Source organism: Flavobacterium sp. (assembly GCF_044338735.1).
Taxonomy (GTDB): Bacteria; Bacteroidota; Bacteroidia; order Flavobacteriales; family Flavobacteriaceae; genus Flavobacterium.
This window is the reverse complement of sequence record NZ_JBIIWV010000044.1, coordinates 1-15,308: the sequence shown is the minus strand read 5'-3', so window position 1 is coordinate 15,308 and position 15,308 is coordinate 1. Positions and strand designations below refer to the sequence as shown.

Genomic DNA, 15,308 nt, shown 5'->3' with positions numbered 1-15,308 from the left:
GCAACGTCTTTACTTTTGTGACCTGGCTGGGATTCGAACCCAGGACCCCATCATTAAAAGTGATGTGCTCTACCAGCTGAGCTACCAAGTCGGTGCTTCAAGAAATATGTGTTAAGTAGTGACCTGGCTGGGATTCGAACCCAGGACCCCATCATTAAAAGTGATGTGCTCTACCAGCTGAGCTACCAAGTCATTATTTTCTTGAACGCGGGTGCAAATATAGTAACATAAATTCTTTTTTCAATAGGTTTTTATTATAAATTTGTCTTTTTTCTAAATTAATTTTTTAACTCCTTAATTTATAGGGTATTATTTATATGATGAAAGTAATTTTAGTAGGATATATGGGCAGCGGTAAGTCATCGGTAGGTAAATTACTCGCTTCTAAATTAAGAGTTTCCTTTTATGATTTAGATACAATTATTGAAGAAAACGAACAGCAATCGGTGACTGAATTGTTTGAAAATAAAGGCGAAATTTATTTTAGAAAATTAGAAAATACCATTTTAAAATTGGTTTTACAAAAAACAGAACCTTTTGTTTTGAGTTTAGGTGGAGGAACACCTTGTTATCATAATAATCATGAAATGCTGCTGCAAGATGATGTGGTTTCTTTTTATTTGAAAGGAAACGCAATAACGCTTGCAAATAGGTTACAAGATGAGAAGGTAAAACGACCTCTACTCTCCACTGTAAACGAAAATGAATTGATTGATTTTATAAACAAACATTTGTTTGATCGTTCATTTTATTACCACCAAGTTCATCATGTTATTAGTATTGATGAAAAATCGTTAGAACAATTAGTTTCCGAAATACTTTTGAAATTAAGATAAGTAGGCGTACGATTCGTTTTCGTCAAAAACAACATGAATGTGCTCTTGTAAAGAAGTTGACAGCGATAATCCTTTAAAATCTGCTTTTACAGGGTATTTTTTATGGTTTCGATCAACTAAGACCGCTGTTTTGAATTTACTTAATTTAACGTCCAAGAAATGTTTTACTCCATAAATTAGAGTAGTTCCAGAACTTAAGACATCATCAATTAAGACCAAACCTTTGTTTTCATATGCTTCAATTGGAAGTGAAGTAAAAATAGTCTCTTGCGGATTATGTTTATTTATTTTAACTTCACAAAGGGTCACTTTAAGATCTGAAATTTGAGCTAACTCTTGAGCAATTTTTTGTGCAAAAATGAAGCCATTTGAAGCAATTCCTGCTAAAATCACTTCGCTTTCAGAGCTAAAAGTTTCGTAAATTTGATAAGCTATTCTTTTCGTTTTGTGACTTATTTCAGCATCAGTTAAAATGATATTTTTCATGGGAAGTGTTATTTTTTTTCAAAGATAAAAAAGAGTTCTTTATTTTGTCGTGGTTTTATCGAATTATGTGCTTTTTCGATGGTTTTTATTATAAATTTTTCTGAAAATAAAGAGAGATATTCGTCTTTTAATCCTCCATATGGTGGACCCTTTTCAGTGAGTGGAAAGTCAAATAATAAACCTGCTATTTTCCCTTTCGCATTCAGTATTTCATTCATTTTGGTTGTATAATTAGCTCTCATTTCGGGCGGAATAGCACAAAAAAATGTTTGTTCTAACACCAAATCAAATTTTTCATTCAGAGAAAAAAAATCTTGATGCAATAGATTTGAAGTCATTGCTGGATTTCTTTCAGCAATATTATTTAAGGGTGAAATGGCAATATCAACTACAAAAACATTTGTAAATCCTTTATTGATTAAGTAATCAAATTCATATCCATTTCCTGCGCCAGGAAGTAAAATATGGCATTTTTTATCAGTTAATTGGTCAATATATTCCTTTAGTGGTGTTGAGATTGTTCCAATGTCCCAGCCTGTGTCTTGTTTTTGGTAACGTTCTTCCCAATAATTCATATTTCTTCTACATTTTCATTATCAAAATCATCTCCAATAAAGTCATCAATATCCCTGCGTTCTTTTTTTGTAGGTCTGCCCGTACCATTTGCTCTGTAATGTTCTTTGGAAAGTTTCATCAGTGCAATGTGTTCAAATGCTTCAGCCGGTGTTTCATCTTTTCGGTATAAATCGACTAATTTTGCACCCAAGCGATTCAAAGGAACGTCAAGAACGACTAATTTATAGTTGATTTGGTCTTTTCTGAGTGTAATTTTATCCGTTGGAAACACTTCTCTTGATGGTTTAGCTACTTGTCCATTAACCGTAATATGCCCTTTTTTTGCAGCTTCCGTTGCGATACTTCGGGTTTTGTAATAGCGTATGCACCACAAATATTTGTCAATTCTCATAAATTTCTAAAATCCGTGTTAATATTTCTACAAAAATAAATGAAAATTGTATCTTGCGCCCTATAAATTTTAGAATAATGAAAAGCCTTTTTAAAATAGTTTTAAGTGTTGTTATAATATTAAGTACGTTTTCTTGTCAGAATAATGATACTGCAACTGCTACTCCTCCAAGACCCTATGATGAAGTTTATCCGGAAGATTTAGCCAAAATCGAAGATTTTTTAGCAACACATTATGTAACGGTGGATGCAAATTTTAATACTACTTTTACACAAATTCCAGCGGGAGGAACGCAAACTCCAATTTCTCAAATGTCCAATTTAGAACATATTGAAAGAAATTTCCACGATATTACATATAAGATTTATTATTTAAAGTTACGTGAAGGAACTGGTGAAAATTCTACTAGAGTAGATTCTACATTTGTAGCCTACAAAGGGAATACGTTTACTAAAAAAACCACAGACAATGTAGTTACCTACACTCAAAATGTATTTGATCAATCTGATACACCAGTATGGTTTGCTCTTGAAGATGTAATTAAAGGTTGGGGTGAAGTTATTCCAAAATTTAAAACCGGTACACATGTATCGAATCCAGACGGTACTATTTCTTTTCAAAATTATGGTGCAGGAGTAATGTTTTTGCCTTCTGGTTTAGGTTATTATAATACAGCAACAGGCAATATAGCATCTTATTCGCCTTTAATTTTTAGTTTCAAACTATACAATCAAAGATATAGAGACCATGATAGAGATAAAATTCTTTCAAAAATTGAATATCGTGAAAAAGAAACAAACGGATTTGTAGATTTTAATAAAGTAGCTTTAGATACTGATGGAGATGGTCTTCCAAATTATTTAGATGTGGATGATGATGGAGATGGTGCTTTGACAAAAGTTGAAATTAAGAAACCAACACCTTTTTTAGGATCAAGTTTATATTATCCATTTGATCCTGTTGTTGATAACCCATTTACAACTCTTGTTGATGAAACGGAACCTAAAGGAATCCCAAACGCCTCAGGAGATGGAGTTTCATCAACAAGGTTAAGACGTCATTTAGATAAAACATCAAAGCCACCTTTCACAACATACTAACAAGAAATCCCAATCAAACGATTGGGATTTTTTATGTGAGTGATTTTGAGTAGGGGCATTGATTTCTTATTCAGTTCACTTCAGAGTTCTTCAGTGGTGTTTAAATTCGCGCTATCGGTATTAAAGAAGTGAAGTATTATTTACTCTTTATTGATTTTTGATAATAGATACAGCACGATTGCATCATTTTCAGTTGTAATATCGTGTTTGCATATTACATATGATTTGAAAATCATCTCAGTAATATTACTATTGGGTTGAAATAATTCTCCACTAAAATCAAATTTCACAACTCTGTCGTAGCCATTTCGCTCACTTAAAGTTTTTGGGTTATCGATATTCAAATGAAATACCATCGTATTGTCATCTGTTTTACCAATTGAAATATAATGTGGAAGCTTATTTGAATATCGGATAGAAATTTGAATATACTCTTTTGAAAATTTCAGCTTAATTTTTTCTTCAAGGTCTGAAAAAAAATAGTCACGGTATTCTAGATTTCCAGAGAAAACAAAATCAATTTTTTTTGGTGACTTATAATTTTCAGAATAATAAATTTCGTTTTCAGTTACACTTGTATTCTTTTTTTTCTGTGCTGAAACAGCCACTGAGAATAATAACGCGAAAATCAAAAATATATGCAGTGATTGCTGTTTTTTCATTTTTTTTTAAAAATTTAATTAAGCTATCCGCGCGAAAAGATTCGCACGTTAGCAGTGGGCTGATAGTTGCAGTATTATTTATTGATATCTGCTTTCATATTGTCAGCATACTTTGTAATCATTTTATTTTCGTTGGGCTGCTTTTGGAAAATTTTATACCACTTATTAAAATTCGTTTTGTCTTTTTGGTAATAATAATATTGCAAGATATTGTAGCAGTTTTCAGCATTAAATTGATTATCCTTTAAAGTCTTAAGTGATGTCTCAAATTGATTTTTGGCTTTGTCAATCTTGTTGTTTTTAGCAAGAGTGTAAATATATTCTTTATTTACATAAGCATCACTAGGATGTGTCTTTATCTCTTCTTTTAAAATCAATTCAGCTTTGTCGTATTGTTTTAGACAGTTATATGAAAACGAAAGTTCAACAGCCAATCCTTTGAATTTAGGATTTATTTTTTCTGCCTTTTCTAAATAAGTCAATGCTTTTGCACATTCGTTCCATCCGTTATACATATAGCCCCAACGATATAATCTTTCAATGGAAGTTGTGTCCGTTTTATAATATTTAAGCCAGTCAGGTGTCGGTGAAATTTTAAGTTCCTTAAATTTATAATCAGGTATGAAAGCAACTAAAACATTGTTTGGCTGTAATCGAATCTTCATATCTGTACTATCAAGCTTTGTTGGTATAAATTCTCCTGTCAATAGCACTTTAAAACTACCTTCATAATTAAGGGTCAAACCTGCTTGTGAGTCTATGTAAATAAAGCCATAGGGATAACTACCGTCTTTATCAGGTTTGAATGCAACCCACTTGTCTTCACTTTGAACAAAGCGTTTGTCAAAATTTAAATTTGTCTGTGCATTTAGCTTGGTCGCAAATAATATTGCTACAATTATTATATATTTCATAATTGTGTTGTTTTTGTTAATATAGTAGCTAACTTATTTATATATAAAATAAATTTCCGCCAATCCACCCAAATTCCTATCTATATGCGAACATTTGTTTCGCTTTTTAATTAATTCAAAAATAACAAATATTTTTACTTATTAATAACATTTTTTAAATTTATTTAATTAATGGGTAAAAAAAATCCTCAATTGCATGAGGATTTTTAATATAGGTAAAGTAGACTATTATTTTCTTGCGATTACTTTTTCGGCTTTTTCAATAATAGCGGCGCTGTTCAATCCATATTTTTCCATCAATTGATCAGGCGTTCCGCTTTCGCCAAAACTATCGTTTACCGCAACAAATTCTTGAGGTACTAAATGGTTTTGTACTAAACATCTAGAAACGCTTTCTCCCAATCCTCCAATGATGTTATGCTCTTCTGCCGTAACCACACAACCTGTTTTCTTCACTGATTTTAAAATTGCTGCTTCATCTAGTGGTTTAATCGTGTGAATGTTAATTACTTCGGCTGAAATTCCTTTTGCTTCTAACGCTTCGGCTGCAACTAATGCTTCCCAAACTAAATGACCGGTTGCAATAATGGTAACATCAGTACCTTCATTAAGCATAATGGCTTTTCCAATTACAAAAGGTTCGTCAGCTGGCATAAAGTTAGGCACCACTGGACGACCAAAACGCAAATATGCTGGTCCATGATGATCGGCTAAAGCTAAAGTTGCTGCTTTGGTTTGGTTGTAATCACAAGTATTAATTACGGTCATTCCGGGTAACATTTTCATCAAACCAATGTCTTCTAAAATTTGGTGCGTAGCTCCGTCTTCCCCTAAAGTCAATCCGGCATGCGAAGCACAAATTTTCACATTTTTATCAGAATACGCCACCGATTGACGAATTTGATCGTACACTCTTCCTGTAGAAAAGTTTGCAAACGTTCCAGTAAACGGAATTTTTCCACCAATGGTTAAACCAGCTGCAATTCCAATCATGTTGGCTTCTGCAATTCCAATTTGGAAAAAACGCTCAGGATGGTTTTTCTTGAAATCATCAAATTTTAATGATCCGATTAAGTCGGCACAAAGTGCTACTACATTTTCATTTTTCTGACCTAACTCGGTCATACCAGCTCCAAATCCCGAACGGGTATCTTTACTGCCTAGGTTGATATATTTTTTCATATTATTTTTTGCCACCAAGCCACTAAGGCACAATGCTATTTTTTAATTGTTTAAATTTTATAAAAAGTCTTAAAAGCTAAAATCCTCAGTATTACAAATCATATCTTTCGTCTTAATACTTTGGTCTCTCATCTTAATACTCCATTAATAGTCTCCTAAAGTTGCTACATTTTGTGCTAATGCATTGGCTAATTGCTCATCATTTGGCGCTTTTCCGTGCCAAGCGTGGGTGTGCATCATAAAATCTACTCCATTACCCATTTCGGTATGCAATAAAATACAAACTGGTTTTCCGTTACCTGATTTTGCTTTCGCGTCAGTTAATCCTACTTTGATAGCATCAATGTCATTACCAGCTGTAACTTCTAATACAATCCAGTCAAAGGCTTCAAATTTTGCTTTTATACTTCCCATTGTCAAAACTTCGTCTGTAGTTCCGTCAATTTGTTTTCCGTTCAAGTCGATGGTAGCAATTAAGTTATCTACTTTTTTTGCCGATGCATACATGATGGCTTCCCAATTTTGACCTTCTTGCAATTCACCATCGCCTAAAAGAGCAAAAACCAAATGGTTGTCTTTGTTTAATTTTTTAGCTTGAGCAGCTCCTATCGCCACAGATAATCCTTGGCCCAAAGAACCCGAAGCCATTCTAATTCCTGGTAAACCTTCGTGAGTTGTTGGGTGACCTTGTAATCTAGAGTTTAATTTTCTGAATGTTGCTAATTCTGATACAGGAAAGTAACTGCTTCTTGCTAAAACGCTGTAAAAAACAGGAGAAATATGTCCGTTCGATAAGAAGAAAATATCCTCGTTTATGCCGTCCATAGAAAAACCAGGGTTGCGTTTCATAACCTCTTGATAAAGGGTTACCAAAAATTCGGCACATCCTAAAGAACCTCCTGGATGACCTGAATTTACGGCATGAACCATACGAAGAATATCTCTTCGAACTTGTGTTGTAAAATCGTGTAGTTGTTGTGTGTTAGACATTTATATGAGTGTATTGTGTTAATGCCTACAAAAGTAATTTTATTTTTTTGGTGCTACAAATCATTTTATGAGAAGTTATTAAGAATTGTTGATAGTAAAATTAAAAAGGAGAAAGTAAAAAGTAAAAAGGATAATGTAATTGAGATGCAGTATACCGATTTTTGAATTTTACCGAATTTCATAAATAATTCCAAATTCTAATTTCTAAATTCTAAATTCAATTATCTTTGCGTTTCGTAAAAGTACACTATGAAGTTTGATTTAATTACCAAAGATCCACAAAGCAAAGCCAGAGCCGGAAAAATAACTACCGATCACGGAGCTATTGAAACGCCAATATTTATGCCTGTTGGTACCGTTGCCTCGGTAAAAGGGGTACACCAACGCGAATTAAGAGAAGACATTAACCCCGATATCATTCTAGGCAATACCTATCATTTATATTTAAGACCGCAAACTAAAATTTTAGAAGCTGCGGGTGGTTTACATAAATTCATGAATTGGGATCGAAATATCTTAACCGATTCTGGTGGTTACCAAGTGTATTCGTTGTCTTCTAATCGTAAAATTAAAGAAGAAGGAGTAAAATTTAAATCGCATATAGATGGTTCATATCATTTTTTTTCACCAGAAAATGTAATGGAAGTGCAGCGTACTATTGGTGCCGATATTATTATGGCTTTTGACGAATGTACGCCGTATCCATGCGATTATCGCTATGCTAAACGTTCGATGCACATGACACACCGCTGGTTAGATCGATGCATAAATCATCTAGAAAAATTACCTTTTAAATATGGATTCGAACAAACGTTTTTTCCTATTGTTCAAGGAAGTACGTATAAAGATTTGCGAGCGCAATCGGCTGAATATATTGCAAATGCGGGTGCTCAAGGAAATGCAATCGGTGGATTATCTGTAGGAGAACCGGCTGAAGAAATGTATGCAATGACCGAAGTAGTTACTGCAATACTACCCGAAGACAAGCCCCGTTATTTAATGGGTGTTGGAACACCAATCAATATTTTGGAGAATATTGCCTTAGGAATTGATATGTTTGACTGTGTAATGCCAACGCGTAATGCCCGAAATGGTATGTTGTTCACTGCTCATGGCACTATGAATATGAAAAATAAAAAATGGGAAGATGACTTTTCTCCTATTGACGAAATGGGGCACACTTGGGTTGATACTGAATATTCAAAAGCTTATTTGCGTCATCTTTTTGCTGCAGATGAGTTTTTAGGTAAACAAATTGCAACGATTCATAACTTAGGTTTTTACATGTGGTTAGTAAGAGAAGCAAGACGCCAAATTATCGCAGGAACTTTCAGAGCATGGAAAGATAAAATGGTAGTACAAATGAGTCAAAGACTTTAAAATTTGTTTCAGGTTTTAAGTTTCAAGTTGGTTTGAAACTTAAAACCTAAAACTTGAAACTTGAAATATGAAAATAATAGATAAATACATTTTAAAACGCTATTTGGTTACTTTTTCGGTGATGTTAATTATGTTTATTCCCATTGGAATTACGATTGATGTTTCTGAAAAAGTGAATAAAATGATTGAAAAGAAAATTCCATTAAAAGATATTTTAATCTATTATGGCGATTTTACTATTTATTTTGCAAATCTTTTGTTTCCAATTTTTTTATTTTTATCCATTATTTGGTTTACTTCAAAACTAGCAAATAACACCGAAATTATTGCGATTTTGAGTTCGGGTATATCGTTTACTCGCTTTCTTCGGCCATTTATTTATGGAGCAATTATCGTTTCAATTTTTTCTTTGATTATGGGATTCTTTCTGGTACCAAAAGCAAGTAAAGGTTTTAATGATTTTAGATACCAAAATTTAAAAGGAAATACACAAACAAGGGAAACATCGGATATTTTTAGACAAATTAAAAAAGAGGGCAATATTGAAGAAAATATATATGTAAGTAATTTTAATTATTTATCACAAACTGGCTTTAATTTTACTTATGAGTTACTAAAAGACAATAAATTAATAGAAAAAGTAAACGCTAATCGTATACGTTATGATGAAGTAAAAAAGACTTATGTTTTATACAACTACAACAAACGTATAGTAGGAATAGATAATGATCAACTTATTAAGAGCGAAAAAATTACAATTAATTATAATTTTGAACCCGATGATTTAACGCCAGTAGTATATGTTGCAGAAACCATGACAATTGGTCAATTAAATAGATTCATTAACAAAGAACGTGCAAGAGGTAATGCAAACATTAATACTTATTTAGTAGTTTTTTATAAGAAATTTAGTTTGCCCGTTTCTGCATTTATATTGACAATAATTGCTGTTGCAGTTTCTTCTATGAAACGAAGAGGCGGAATGGGAGTCAATTTAGCTATCGGTATAATCATTGCTTTTGTATTCATTTTCTTTGATAAAGTTTTTGGAACATTAGCGGAAAAGTCTAGTATACCGGCATTTATTGCGGTTTGGTTGCCCAATTTTGTTTTTGGAATATTAGCTTATTATTTATTACGAAATGCCAAACGATAACGTAAAAAGTTATTTGCATCTTCATTTAATTGTATTTATTTGGGGATTTACAGCTATTCTAGGAAGATTAATTTCGCTAGATGCTTTGCCATTAGTTTGGTTCAGAATGTTGTTTGCCGTTTTTTTTATATTCGCATACATTCGATATAAACGCATTCCAACAAAAATTCCAAGACAAATTATATTCAAATTTTTAATAGCAGGATTGATTATTGCTTTGCATTGGTTTACTTTTTTTAGAGCCATTAAAGTGGCTAATGTTTCCATTACTTTAGCTTGTCTTTCAACTGGTGCTTTTTTCGCCTCATTAATCGAACCTTTCTTTTTTGGAAAAAAGATTGTTTGGTATGAAATTTTCTTTGGATTAATTGTTATTGCGGGACTTACGATTATTTTTAATGTTGAAACTAATTATGTTGAAGGCATTATACTAGCATTAATTTCCGCTTTTCTATCTGCGTTGTTTGCAGTAATCAATAGTAAGTTTGTAAAAACATACGAACCCACAATAATCTCGTTTTATGAATTAATGGGAGGGGTGTTGTTCTTTTCAATTTCATTAGTATTTACAAATAGTTTTTCTGCAGAATTTTTTCAACTAACCACTACCGATTTTGTATATTTAATGATTTTAAGTTCTGTTTGTACTGCGTATGCTTTCATAGCTTCTACGGCTGTAATGAAGTTTTTAAGTCCTTATACCGTTATGCTTACAATTAATTTAGAACCTATTTATGGCATCATTTTAGCCTATTTTATTTTTGAGGATTCAGAACAAATGTCACCCATGTTTTATTTAGGAGCACTCATTATTTTAGCGACTGTAATTGCCAACGGAATTGTAAAAGGTTATAAAAAAAATTACAACTAATTAAAATAAGTTTACAAAGTCAATTGAAAATTTTATCTTTGTACGATTAAAAACTAAACCCTAATAAACCGATTATGGAATATTTAGATTTTGAATTACCAATTAAAGAACTTGAAGATCAGTTAGATAAATGCCAAATCATTGGTCAAGAATCAGATGTTGATGTCTCTACAACGTGCAAGCAAATTGAGAAAAAACTAGAAGAAACTAAGCGAAAAATATATAAAAACCTTACGGCTTGGCAACGTGTGCAACTTTCAAGACACCCAAACAGACCGTATACCTTAGAACATATTACGAATTTAACTAAAGGTACTTTTTTAGAACTTTTTGGCGATCGTAATTTTAAAGATGATAAAGCAATGATTGGAGGATTAGGCCAAATAGATGGTCAATCCTATATGATTATTGGTCAACAAAAAGGGATCAATACAAAAATGCGTCAGTTTCGAAACTTTGGTATGGCAAATCCAGAGGGTTATAGAAAAGCACTTCGCTTGATGAAAATGGCAGAGAAATTTGGTATTCCAGTTTTAACATTAGTAGATACTCCTGGTGCATACCCTGGTTTAGAAGCTGAAGAACGCGGACAAGGAGAAGCTATTGCTCGTAATATTTTTGAAATGATTCGTTTAAAAACGCCTATTATTACTGTAATTATTGGAGAAGGTGCTTCCGGTGGAGCATTAGGAATTGGAGTAGGAGATAGAGTTTTTATGTTAGAAAACACTTGGTATTCAGTAATTTCACCAGAATCTTGTTCGTCAATATTATGGAGAAGTTGGGAATTTAAAGAACAAGCTGCAGATGCCTTAAAATTAACTTCTTTTGATATGAAAAAAAATAAGTTAATAGATGATATTATTCCTGAACCACTTGGTGGAGCTCATTATGATAAAGAAACTACTTTCAAAACGGTGGAGCAATATGTATCAAAAGCCTATAAAGAATTAAAAGATTTATCAACAACCGAATTAGTATCTCAGCGAATGGATAAATATTGTAAGATGGGTGAATTCAAAGAATAACCCTTAACTTTCATATTAAAATATAATCCGAAGCATTTTTGTTTCGGATTTTTTTTGCTTTATTAACAAAAATATCCAGTTATTAACAAACGAGTATTGAGAACTCAAATTATTTTTTTATAAAAATTGGTTAACTTAGCAATATGGAAAATATCAGAAATTTAAACCCTATTAAGGTAGATAAAACTACCATCATCAATTTAGAAAAAGGAAAACTACCTCCTCAAGCTTTAGAACTTGAAGAAGCAGTACTTGGTGCTATGATGATTGATAAAAAAGGGGTTGACGAAGTGATCGATATTTTACAGCCCGATGCGTTTTACAAAGACGCTCATAAAAATATTTTTGAGGCTATTGTTCAGTTATTCAATGAAACACAGCCAATAGATTTATTAACGGTTTCCGCGCAATTAAAGAAAACTGGTAAATTAGATCTTTCTGGCGGCGATTATTATTTGATTCAACTGACGCAAAAGATTTCTTCTTCGGCACATATTGAGTTCCATTCGCGCATTATTTTGCAAAAATTTATTCAACGAAGTTTAATTAAAATTTCGAGTGAAATTATAGAACAATCGTATGATGAATCTACCGATGTATTTGATTTATTAGACACTGCTGAATCTAAATTGTACGAAGTTACACAAGGAAATATTAAACGAAGTTCAGAAACTGCTCAGAGTTTAGTAATTCAAGCTAAAAAACGTATTGAAGAAATAGCAGGTAAAGAAGGATTAAGTGGAGTTGCGACAGGTTTTCATAACTTGGATAAATTAACTTCAGGTTGGCAACCTTCTGATTTAATCATTATTGCTGCGCGTCCAGGTATGGGTAAAACGGCTTTTGTATTATCAATGGCGCGAAATATGGCAGTTGATTATGGTCACCCTGTTGCGTTTTTTTCCTTAGAGATGTCATCTGTTCAGTTAATTACACGTTTAATTTCATCGGAAACAGGATTATCATCCGAAAAATTGCGTACCGGAAAATTAGAAAAACACGAATGGGAACAGCTTTCCATAAAAGTAAAAGATTTAGAAAAAGCACCATTATTCATTGATGACACCCCTTCACTTTCCATTTTTGATTTACGAGCAAAATCTAGGCGATTAGCTTCACAACATGGTATCAAAATGATTGTGGTAGATTACTTACAATTAATGACCGCTGGTGGAAATGGAAAAGGTGGCGGAAATAGAGAACAAGAAATTTCATCAATTTCACGAAATTTAAAAGCATTAGCTAAAGAATTAAATGTTCCTGTAATTGCACTATCCCAGTTATCTCGTGCAGTTGAAACTCGTGGATCAAGTAAACGTCCATTGCTTTCTGACCTTCGTGAATCGGGAGCGATTGAACAAGATGCCGATATTGTATCGTTCATCTATCGTCCTGAATATTATAAAATTGATGAATGGGATGATGAAGAGCGTTCTCCTACTCAAGGTCAAGCAGAATTCATTGTCGCCAAACACAGAAATGGTGGTTTAGATGAAATCCGACTAAAATTTGTGGCAAATCTTGGAAAATTTGAAAACTTAGACGATTTTAGTTCGCCCTTTGACGCCTTACCTTCTAAAATGAACTTAGACGATAGTAATCCATTCATAACACCTAATTTACCAACTCCTAATGAAGCTTTTGGTAGCACCATGAATACATTTGAGGAAGATGATTCGGATGTTCCATTCTAATCTATTTACCCTATGAAAAAATGGTTATTTCGTAATTACTTCTTACTATGTTTGTTGTGCTTCAGCATCAATGCAAACGCTGCTTTTATTTTGTTGCCTATGGAAGTCGAAACGCAACAAAATCATTTAAAAGCCTACGGAATTACCTATTGGGCATTAGATAAAAGCTATAAAGTAAGTTGGTTACTCAATTACAGAGGTGGCTCTTTTTTATTGCCTGATGCTCCAGAAATTAGAAAAGAATGCCAAGTTAGAGGAGTTACTTTTGAAGTACTTTCGGATGCAGCTACTAATACAATTTTGGAAGAAATTAGTGCACCTTCACAAAACATGGAAACGGTTGTGCTAGAAAAAGCCCCTAAAATTGCAGTATATACTCCAAAAGGAAAACAACCTTGGGACGACGCCGTAACGATGGTTTTAACGTATGCTGAAATTCCTTATACCGAAATTTATGATGAGGAAGTGCTATCTGACCAATTATTGTTATACGATTGGTTGCATTTACATCATGAAGATTTTACGGGTCAGTATGGAAAGTTTTTTGGAAACTATAAAAATGCGCCTTGGTATATCCAACAAAAGGCAGATGCAGAGGCTTTAGCAAAGAAGTTAGGATACAGTAAAGTTTCACAAGAAAAATTGGCGGTTACAAAAAAAATTAGAGATTTTGTAATCGGAGGCGGCTTCATGTTTGCCATGTGTTCGGCTACTGATAGTTTTGATATAGCACTTTCTGCAGAAGGTGTTGATATTTGCGAACCCATGTTTGACGGAGATGATTCCGATGCAAATTATCAAGCCAATATTGATTTTTCTTCCACTTTTGCATTCAAAAACTATAAATTAGAACGCCAACCTGTAGTATATGAGTTTTCCGACATCGATACAACTGAAGAACACGGAAAAGGCGCTTTTACAATGGATAAAGATTACTTTACGTTAATGGAATATTCTGCAAAATGGGATCCAATTCCGACGATGTTGTGTCAAAATCACACACAGTTAATAAAAGGCTTTATGGGTCAAACCACTGCTTTTAATGCGGAAAAAATTAAATCAAACGTTTTGGTAATGGGCGAATGCAAAATAAATGGCGAAGCACGTTATATTCATGGCACCAAAGGAAAAGGCATGTTTACCTTTTATGGCGGTCACGATCCTGAAGATTACCAACATAGAGTAGGTGATGCGCCAACGGTTTTAGACTTGCATCCAAATTCGCCAGGTTATCGCTTGATTTTGAACAATGTGTTGTTTCCAGCGGCGAAAAAGAAAAAATTAAAGACTTAATTACAAATATCTTCAATAATTTTTAGATGATGTTTGGTGTGTAGTACTAAAAATTTTTCAGTTGATTTTTTGTTTAAATCGCCAAAAAAGGGATGAAAAAAATAACAATTTTCATTCAAATCTTCCCAATTTTCTAGGTTTTGCTGTACTTTTTCCAAATGTAGTTGTAACGATTCTTTTGAGATTTCTCCTTCGGGTTGTACAACTTTTGGTGCTCTAGCTTTACCTCTTGGAATTTTATGCAATACGTCAATAATTATATATCGATTCAGCTTAAACTTCCATCGATAGGTTGTTGAATCTGATTTTTTACAAGCCGTTACAATCTGATCAATGGCTTTCAAACTGTGTTCTAAATGCCAGCCAACACTACTTTTTGATACAACAGTATTCATTCGATTATAATCATCAAATTTTGAAGCTAAAACAGTTAGAAGAGAATCAATTGTGTTCATGGTGTTTTAATACGATTGGGTTAAACATATTTCAGTTTCAAATATATGCTTTTCTATTGTATTTTGCAAACAAAAAACCCCGATAAAATCGGGGTTTTCTATATAAGTAAGATAAACTGAGTTAGACGTAATTATTTAATTTTGTTAACAACAGCTGTGAAAGCAGTTGGGTGATTCATTGCTAAATCGGCAAGAACTTTACGGTTCAATTCGATGTTATTAGCTTTTACTTTACCCATAAATTGAGAATAACTCATACCATGTAAACGTGCACCAGCATTGATACGCGTAATC

The 15,308-nt window shown here is 33.0% G+C and carries 17 protein-coding genes and 2 tRNA genes; 8 read left to right on the top strand and 11 right to left on the bottom strand.

Going from position 1 to position 15,308, the window contains the following annotated elements:
* Nucleotides 1–18: 18 nt before the first annotated feature.
* Both ACIQZC_RS04690 and ACIQZC_RS04685 read right to left on the bottom strand, forming a co-directional pair.
* A tRNA-Lys gene (locus ACIQZC_RS04690) sits at nt 19–91 on the bottom strand.
* 28 nt (nt 92–119) lie between these two features.
* A tRNA-Lys gene (locus ACIQZC_RS04685) sits at nt 120–192 on the bottom strand.
* A 125-nt stretch (nt 193–317) separates the two neighbouring features.
* Here ACIQZC_RS04685 and ACIQZC_RS04680 point away from each other — a divergent pair.
* The gene (locus ACIQZC_RS04680; protein ID WP_396138082.1) at nt 318–836 is read left to right on the top strand and encodes a shikimate kinase; all 519 of its coding nucleotides are present in this window, start codon (nt 318–320) and stop codon (nt 834–836) included.
* Here the strand turns inward: ACIQZC_RS04680 and ACIQZC_RS04675 are convergent.
* From ACIQZC_RS04675 to ACIQZC_RS04665, 3 genes are read right to left on the bottom strand one after another with little or no spacing between them, the layout of a single operon-like run.
* Nucleotides 828–1,322 carry a phosphoribosyltransferase family protein gene (locus ACIQZC_RS04675; protein WP_396138081.1) on the bottom strand — a complete coding sequence of 165 codons (495 nt, stop codon included), beginning with the start codon at nt 1,320–1,322 and terminating at the stop codon, nt 828–830. The genes ACIQZC_RS04680 and ACIQZC_RS04675 overlap by 9 nt on opposite strands.
* Before the next feature lie 8 nt (nt 1,323–1,330).
* Nucleotides 1,331–1,897 (bottom strand): SAM-dependent methyltransferase, encoded by a 567-nt coding sequence (locus ACIQZC_RS04670; RefSeq protein ID WP_396138080.1) that lies wholly within the window; start codon nt 1,895–1,897, stop codon nt 1,331–1,333.
* On the bottom strand, nt 1,894–2,289 hold the full coding sequence (locus ACIQZC_RS04665) for an RNA-binding S4 domain-containing protein (protein WP_396138079.1): 396 nt from the start codon (nt 2,287–2,289) through the stop codon (nt 1,894–1,896). Before ACIQZC_RS04665 ends, ACIQZC_RS04670 begins: the two co-directional genes overlap by 4 nt.
* Nucleotides 2,290–2,366: 77 nt before the next feature.
* On the opposite strand from ACIQZC_RS04665, the gene ACIQZC_RS04660 reads away from it, so the two are divergent.
* Nucleotides 2,367–3,389: an FKBP-type peptidyl-prolyl cis-trans isomerase gene (locus ACIQZC_RS04660; protein WP_396138078.1), complete on the top strand. Its 1,023-nt coding sequence runs from the start codon at nt 2,367–2,369 to the stop codon at nt 3,387–3,389.
* Between the two features lie 140 nt (nt 3,390–3,529).
* Here the strand turns inward: ACIQZC_RS04660 and ACIQZC_RS04655 are convergent, their stop codons facing one another.
* The 4 genes from ACIQZC_RS04655 to ACIQZC_RS04640 all read right to left on the bottom strand — a co-directional run bounded on the left by ACIQZC_RS04655 (nt 3,530) and on the right by ACIQZC_RS04640 (nt 7,137).
* Nucleotides 3,530–4,051, bottom strand: a complete 522-nt coding sequence (locus tag ACIQZC_RS04655; protein ID WP_396138077.1) for a hypothetical protein — start codon at nt 4,049–4,051, stop codon at nt 3,530–3,532.
* Nucleotides 4,052–4,125: 74 nt separating this feature from the next.
* A complete protein-coding gene (locus tag ACIQZC_RS04650; RefSeq protein ID WP_396138076.1) occupies nt 4,126–4,965 on the bottom strand; it encodes a tetratricopeptide repeat protein in 840 nt (279 codons plus the stop codon).
* A 228-nt stretch (nt 4,966–5,193) separates the two neighbouring features.
* Nucleotides 5,194–6,147, bottom strand: a complete 954-nt coding sequence (locus ACIQZC_RS04645; RefSeq protein ID WP_396138075.1) for a transketolase family protein — start codon at nt 6,145–6,147, stop codon at nt 5,194–5,196.
* A 144-nt stretch (nt 6,148–6,291) separates the two neighbouring features.
* Complete coding sequence (locus ACIQZC_RS04640; protein WP_396138074.1) at nt 6,292–7,137, bottom strand: transketolase; 846 nt, start codon at nt 7,135–7,137, stop codon at nt 6,292–6,294.
* A 249-nt stretch (nt 7,138–7,386) separates the two neighbouring features.
* On the opposite strand from ACIQZC_RS04640, the gene tgt reads away from it, so the two are divergent.
* The 6 genes from tgt (at nt 7,387) to ACIQZC_RS04610 (ending at nt 14,559) form a co-directional block, all read left to right on the top strand.
* A complete protein-coding gene (gene tgt, locus ACIQZC_RS04635; protein ID WP_396138073.1) occupies nt 7,387–8,517 on the top strand; it encodes a tRNA guanosine(34) transglycosylase Tgt in 1,131 nt (376 codons plus the stop codon).
* Nucleotides 8,518–8,584: 67 nt separating this feature from the next.
* Nucleotides 8,585–9,673 (top strand): LptF/LptG family permease, encoded by a 1,089-nt coding sequence (locus ACIQZC_RS04630; protein WP_396138072.1) that lies wholly within the window; start codon nt 8,585–8,587, stop codon nt 9,671–9,673.
* A complete protein-coding gene (locus ACIQZC_RS04625) occupies nt 9,660–10,544 on the top strand; it encodes a DMT family transporter (protein ID WP_396138071.1) in 885 nt (294 codons plus the stop codon). The genes ACIQZC_RS04630 and ACIQZC_RS04625 overlap by 14 nt, the downstream gene beginning before the upstream one ends.
* Before the next feature lie 74 nt (nt 10,545–10,618).
* Entirely contained in the window at nt 10,619–11,572 is a 954-nt protein-coding gene (locus ACIQZC_RS04620; protein WP_396138070.1) for an acetyl-CoA carboxylase carboxyltransferase subunit alpha, read from the top strand.
* A gap of 143 nt (nt 11,573–11,715) precedes the next feature.
* Nucleotides 11,716–13,266 carry a replicative DNA helicase gene (gene dnaB / locus ACIQZC_RS04615; protein ID WP_396138069.1) on the top strand — a complete coding sequence of 517 codons (1,551 nt, stop codon included), beginning with the start codon at nt 11,716–11,718 and terminating at the stop codon, nt 13,264–13,266.
* Between the two features lie 99 nt (nt 13,267–13,365).
* Entirely contained in the window at nt 13,366–14,559 is a 1,194-nt protein-coding gene (locus ACIQZC_RS04610; protein WP_396138084.1) for an asparagine synthetase B, read from the top strand.
* Here ACIQZC_RS04610 and ACIQZC_RS04605 read toward each other — a convergent pair.
* Nucleotides 14,556–15,014, bottom strand: coding sequence for a DUF1569 domain-containing protein (locus ACIQZC_RS04605; RefSeq protein WP_396138068.1), 459 nt, complete (start codon nt 15,012–15,014; stop codon nt 14,556–14,558). The genes ACIQZC_RS04610 and ACIQZC_RS04605 overlap by 4 nt on opposite strands.
* Nucleotides 15,015–15,145: 131 nt before the next feature.
* Nucleotides 15,146–15,308, bottom strand: a 163-nt coding sequence (gene rplT / locus ACIQZC_RS04600; RefSeq protein ID WP_396138083.1) for a 50S ribosomal protein L20, incomplete at its 5' end; no start/stop codon positions are given.

Excerpts from the sequence above, each read along its gene's own strand:
- ACIQZC_RS04680 (WP_396138082.1), top strand. The coding sequence starts at position 318 with ATGATGAAAGTAATTTTAGTAGGATATATGGGCAGCGGTAAGTCATCG.
- ACIQZC_RS04675 (WP_396138081.1), bottom strand. The coding sequence starts at position 1,322 with ATGAAAAATATCATTTTAACTGATGCTGAAATAAGTCACAAAACGAAA.
- ACIQZC_RS04670 (WP_396138080.1), bottom strand. The coding sequence starts at position 1,897 with ATGAATTATTGGGAAGAACGTTACCAAAAACAAGACACAGGCTGGGAC.
- ACIQZC_RS04665 (WP_396138079.1), bottom strand. The coding sequence starts at position 2,289 with ATGAGAATTGACAAATATTTGTGGTGCATACGCTATTACAAAACCCGA.
- ACIQZC_RS04660 (WP_396138078.1), top strand. The coding sequence starts at position 2,367 with ATGAAAAGCCTTTTTAAAATAGTTTTAAGTGTTGTTATAATATTAAGT.
- ACIQZC_RS04655 (WP_396138077.1), bottom strand. The coding sequence starts at position 4,051 with ATGAAAAAACAGCAATCACTGCATATATTTTTGATTTTCGCGTTATTA.
- ACIQZC_RS04650 (WP_396138076.1), bottom strand. The coding sequence starts at position 4,965 with ATGAAATATATAATAATTGTAGCAATATTATTTGCGACCAAGCTAAAT.
- ACIQZC_RS04645 (WP_396138075.1), bottom strand. The coding sequence starts at position 6,147 with ATGAAAAAATATATCAACCTAGGCAGTAAAGATACCCGTTCGGGATTT.
- ACIQZC_RS04640 (WP_396138074.1), bottom strand. The coding sequence starts at position 7,137 with ATGTCTAACACACAACAACTACACGATTTTACAACACAAGTTCGAAGA.
- tgt (WP_396138073.1), top strand. The coding sequence starts at position 7,387 with ATGAAGTTTGATTTAATTACCAAAGATCCACAAAGCAAAGCCAGAGCC.
- ACIQZC_RS04630 (WP_396138072.1), top strand. The coding sequence starts at position 8,585 with ATGAAAATAATAGATAAATACATTTTAAAACGCTATTTGGTTACTTTT.
- ACIQZC_RS04625 (WP_396138071.1), top strand. The coding sequence starts at position 9,660 with ATGCCAAACGATAACGTAAAAAGTTATTTGCATCTTCATTTAATTGTA.
- ACIQZC_RS04620 (WP_396138070.1), top strand. The coding sequence starts at position 10,619 with ATGGAATATTTAGATTTTGAATTACCAATTAAAGAACTTGAAGATCAG.
- dnaB (WP_396138069.1), top strand. The coding sequence starts at position 11,716 with ATGGAAAATATCAGAAATTTAAACCCTATTAAGGTAGATAAAACTACC.
- ACIQZC_RS04610 (WP_396138084.1), top strand. The coding sequence starts at position 13,366 with ATGGAAGTCGAAACGCAACAAAATCATTTAAAAGCCTACGGAATTACC.
- ACIQZC_RS04605 (WP_396138068.1), bottom strand. The coding sequence starts at position 15,014 with ATGAACACAATTGATTCTCTTCTAACTGTTTTAGCTTCAAAATTTGAT.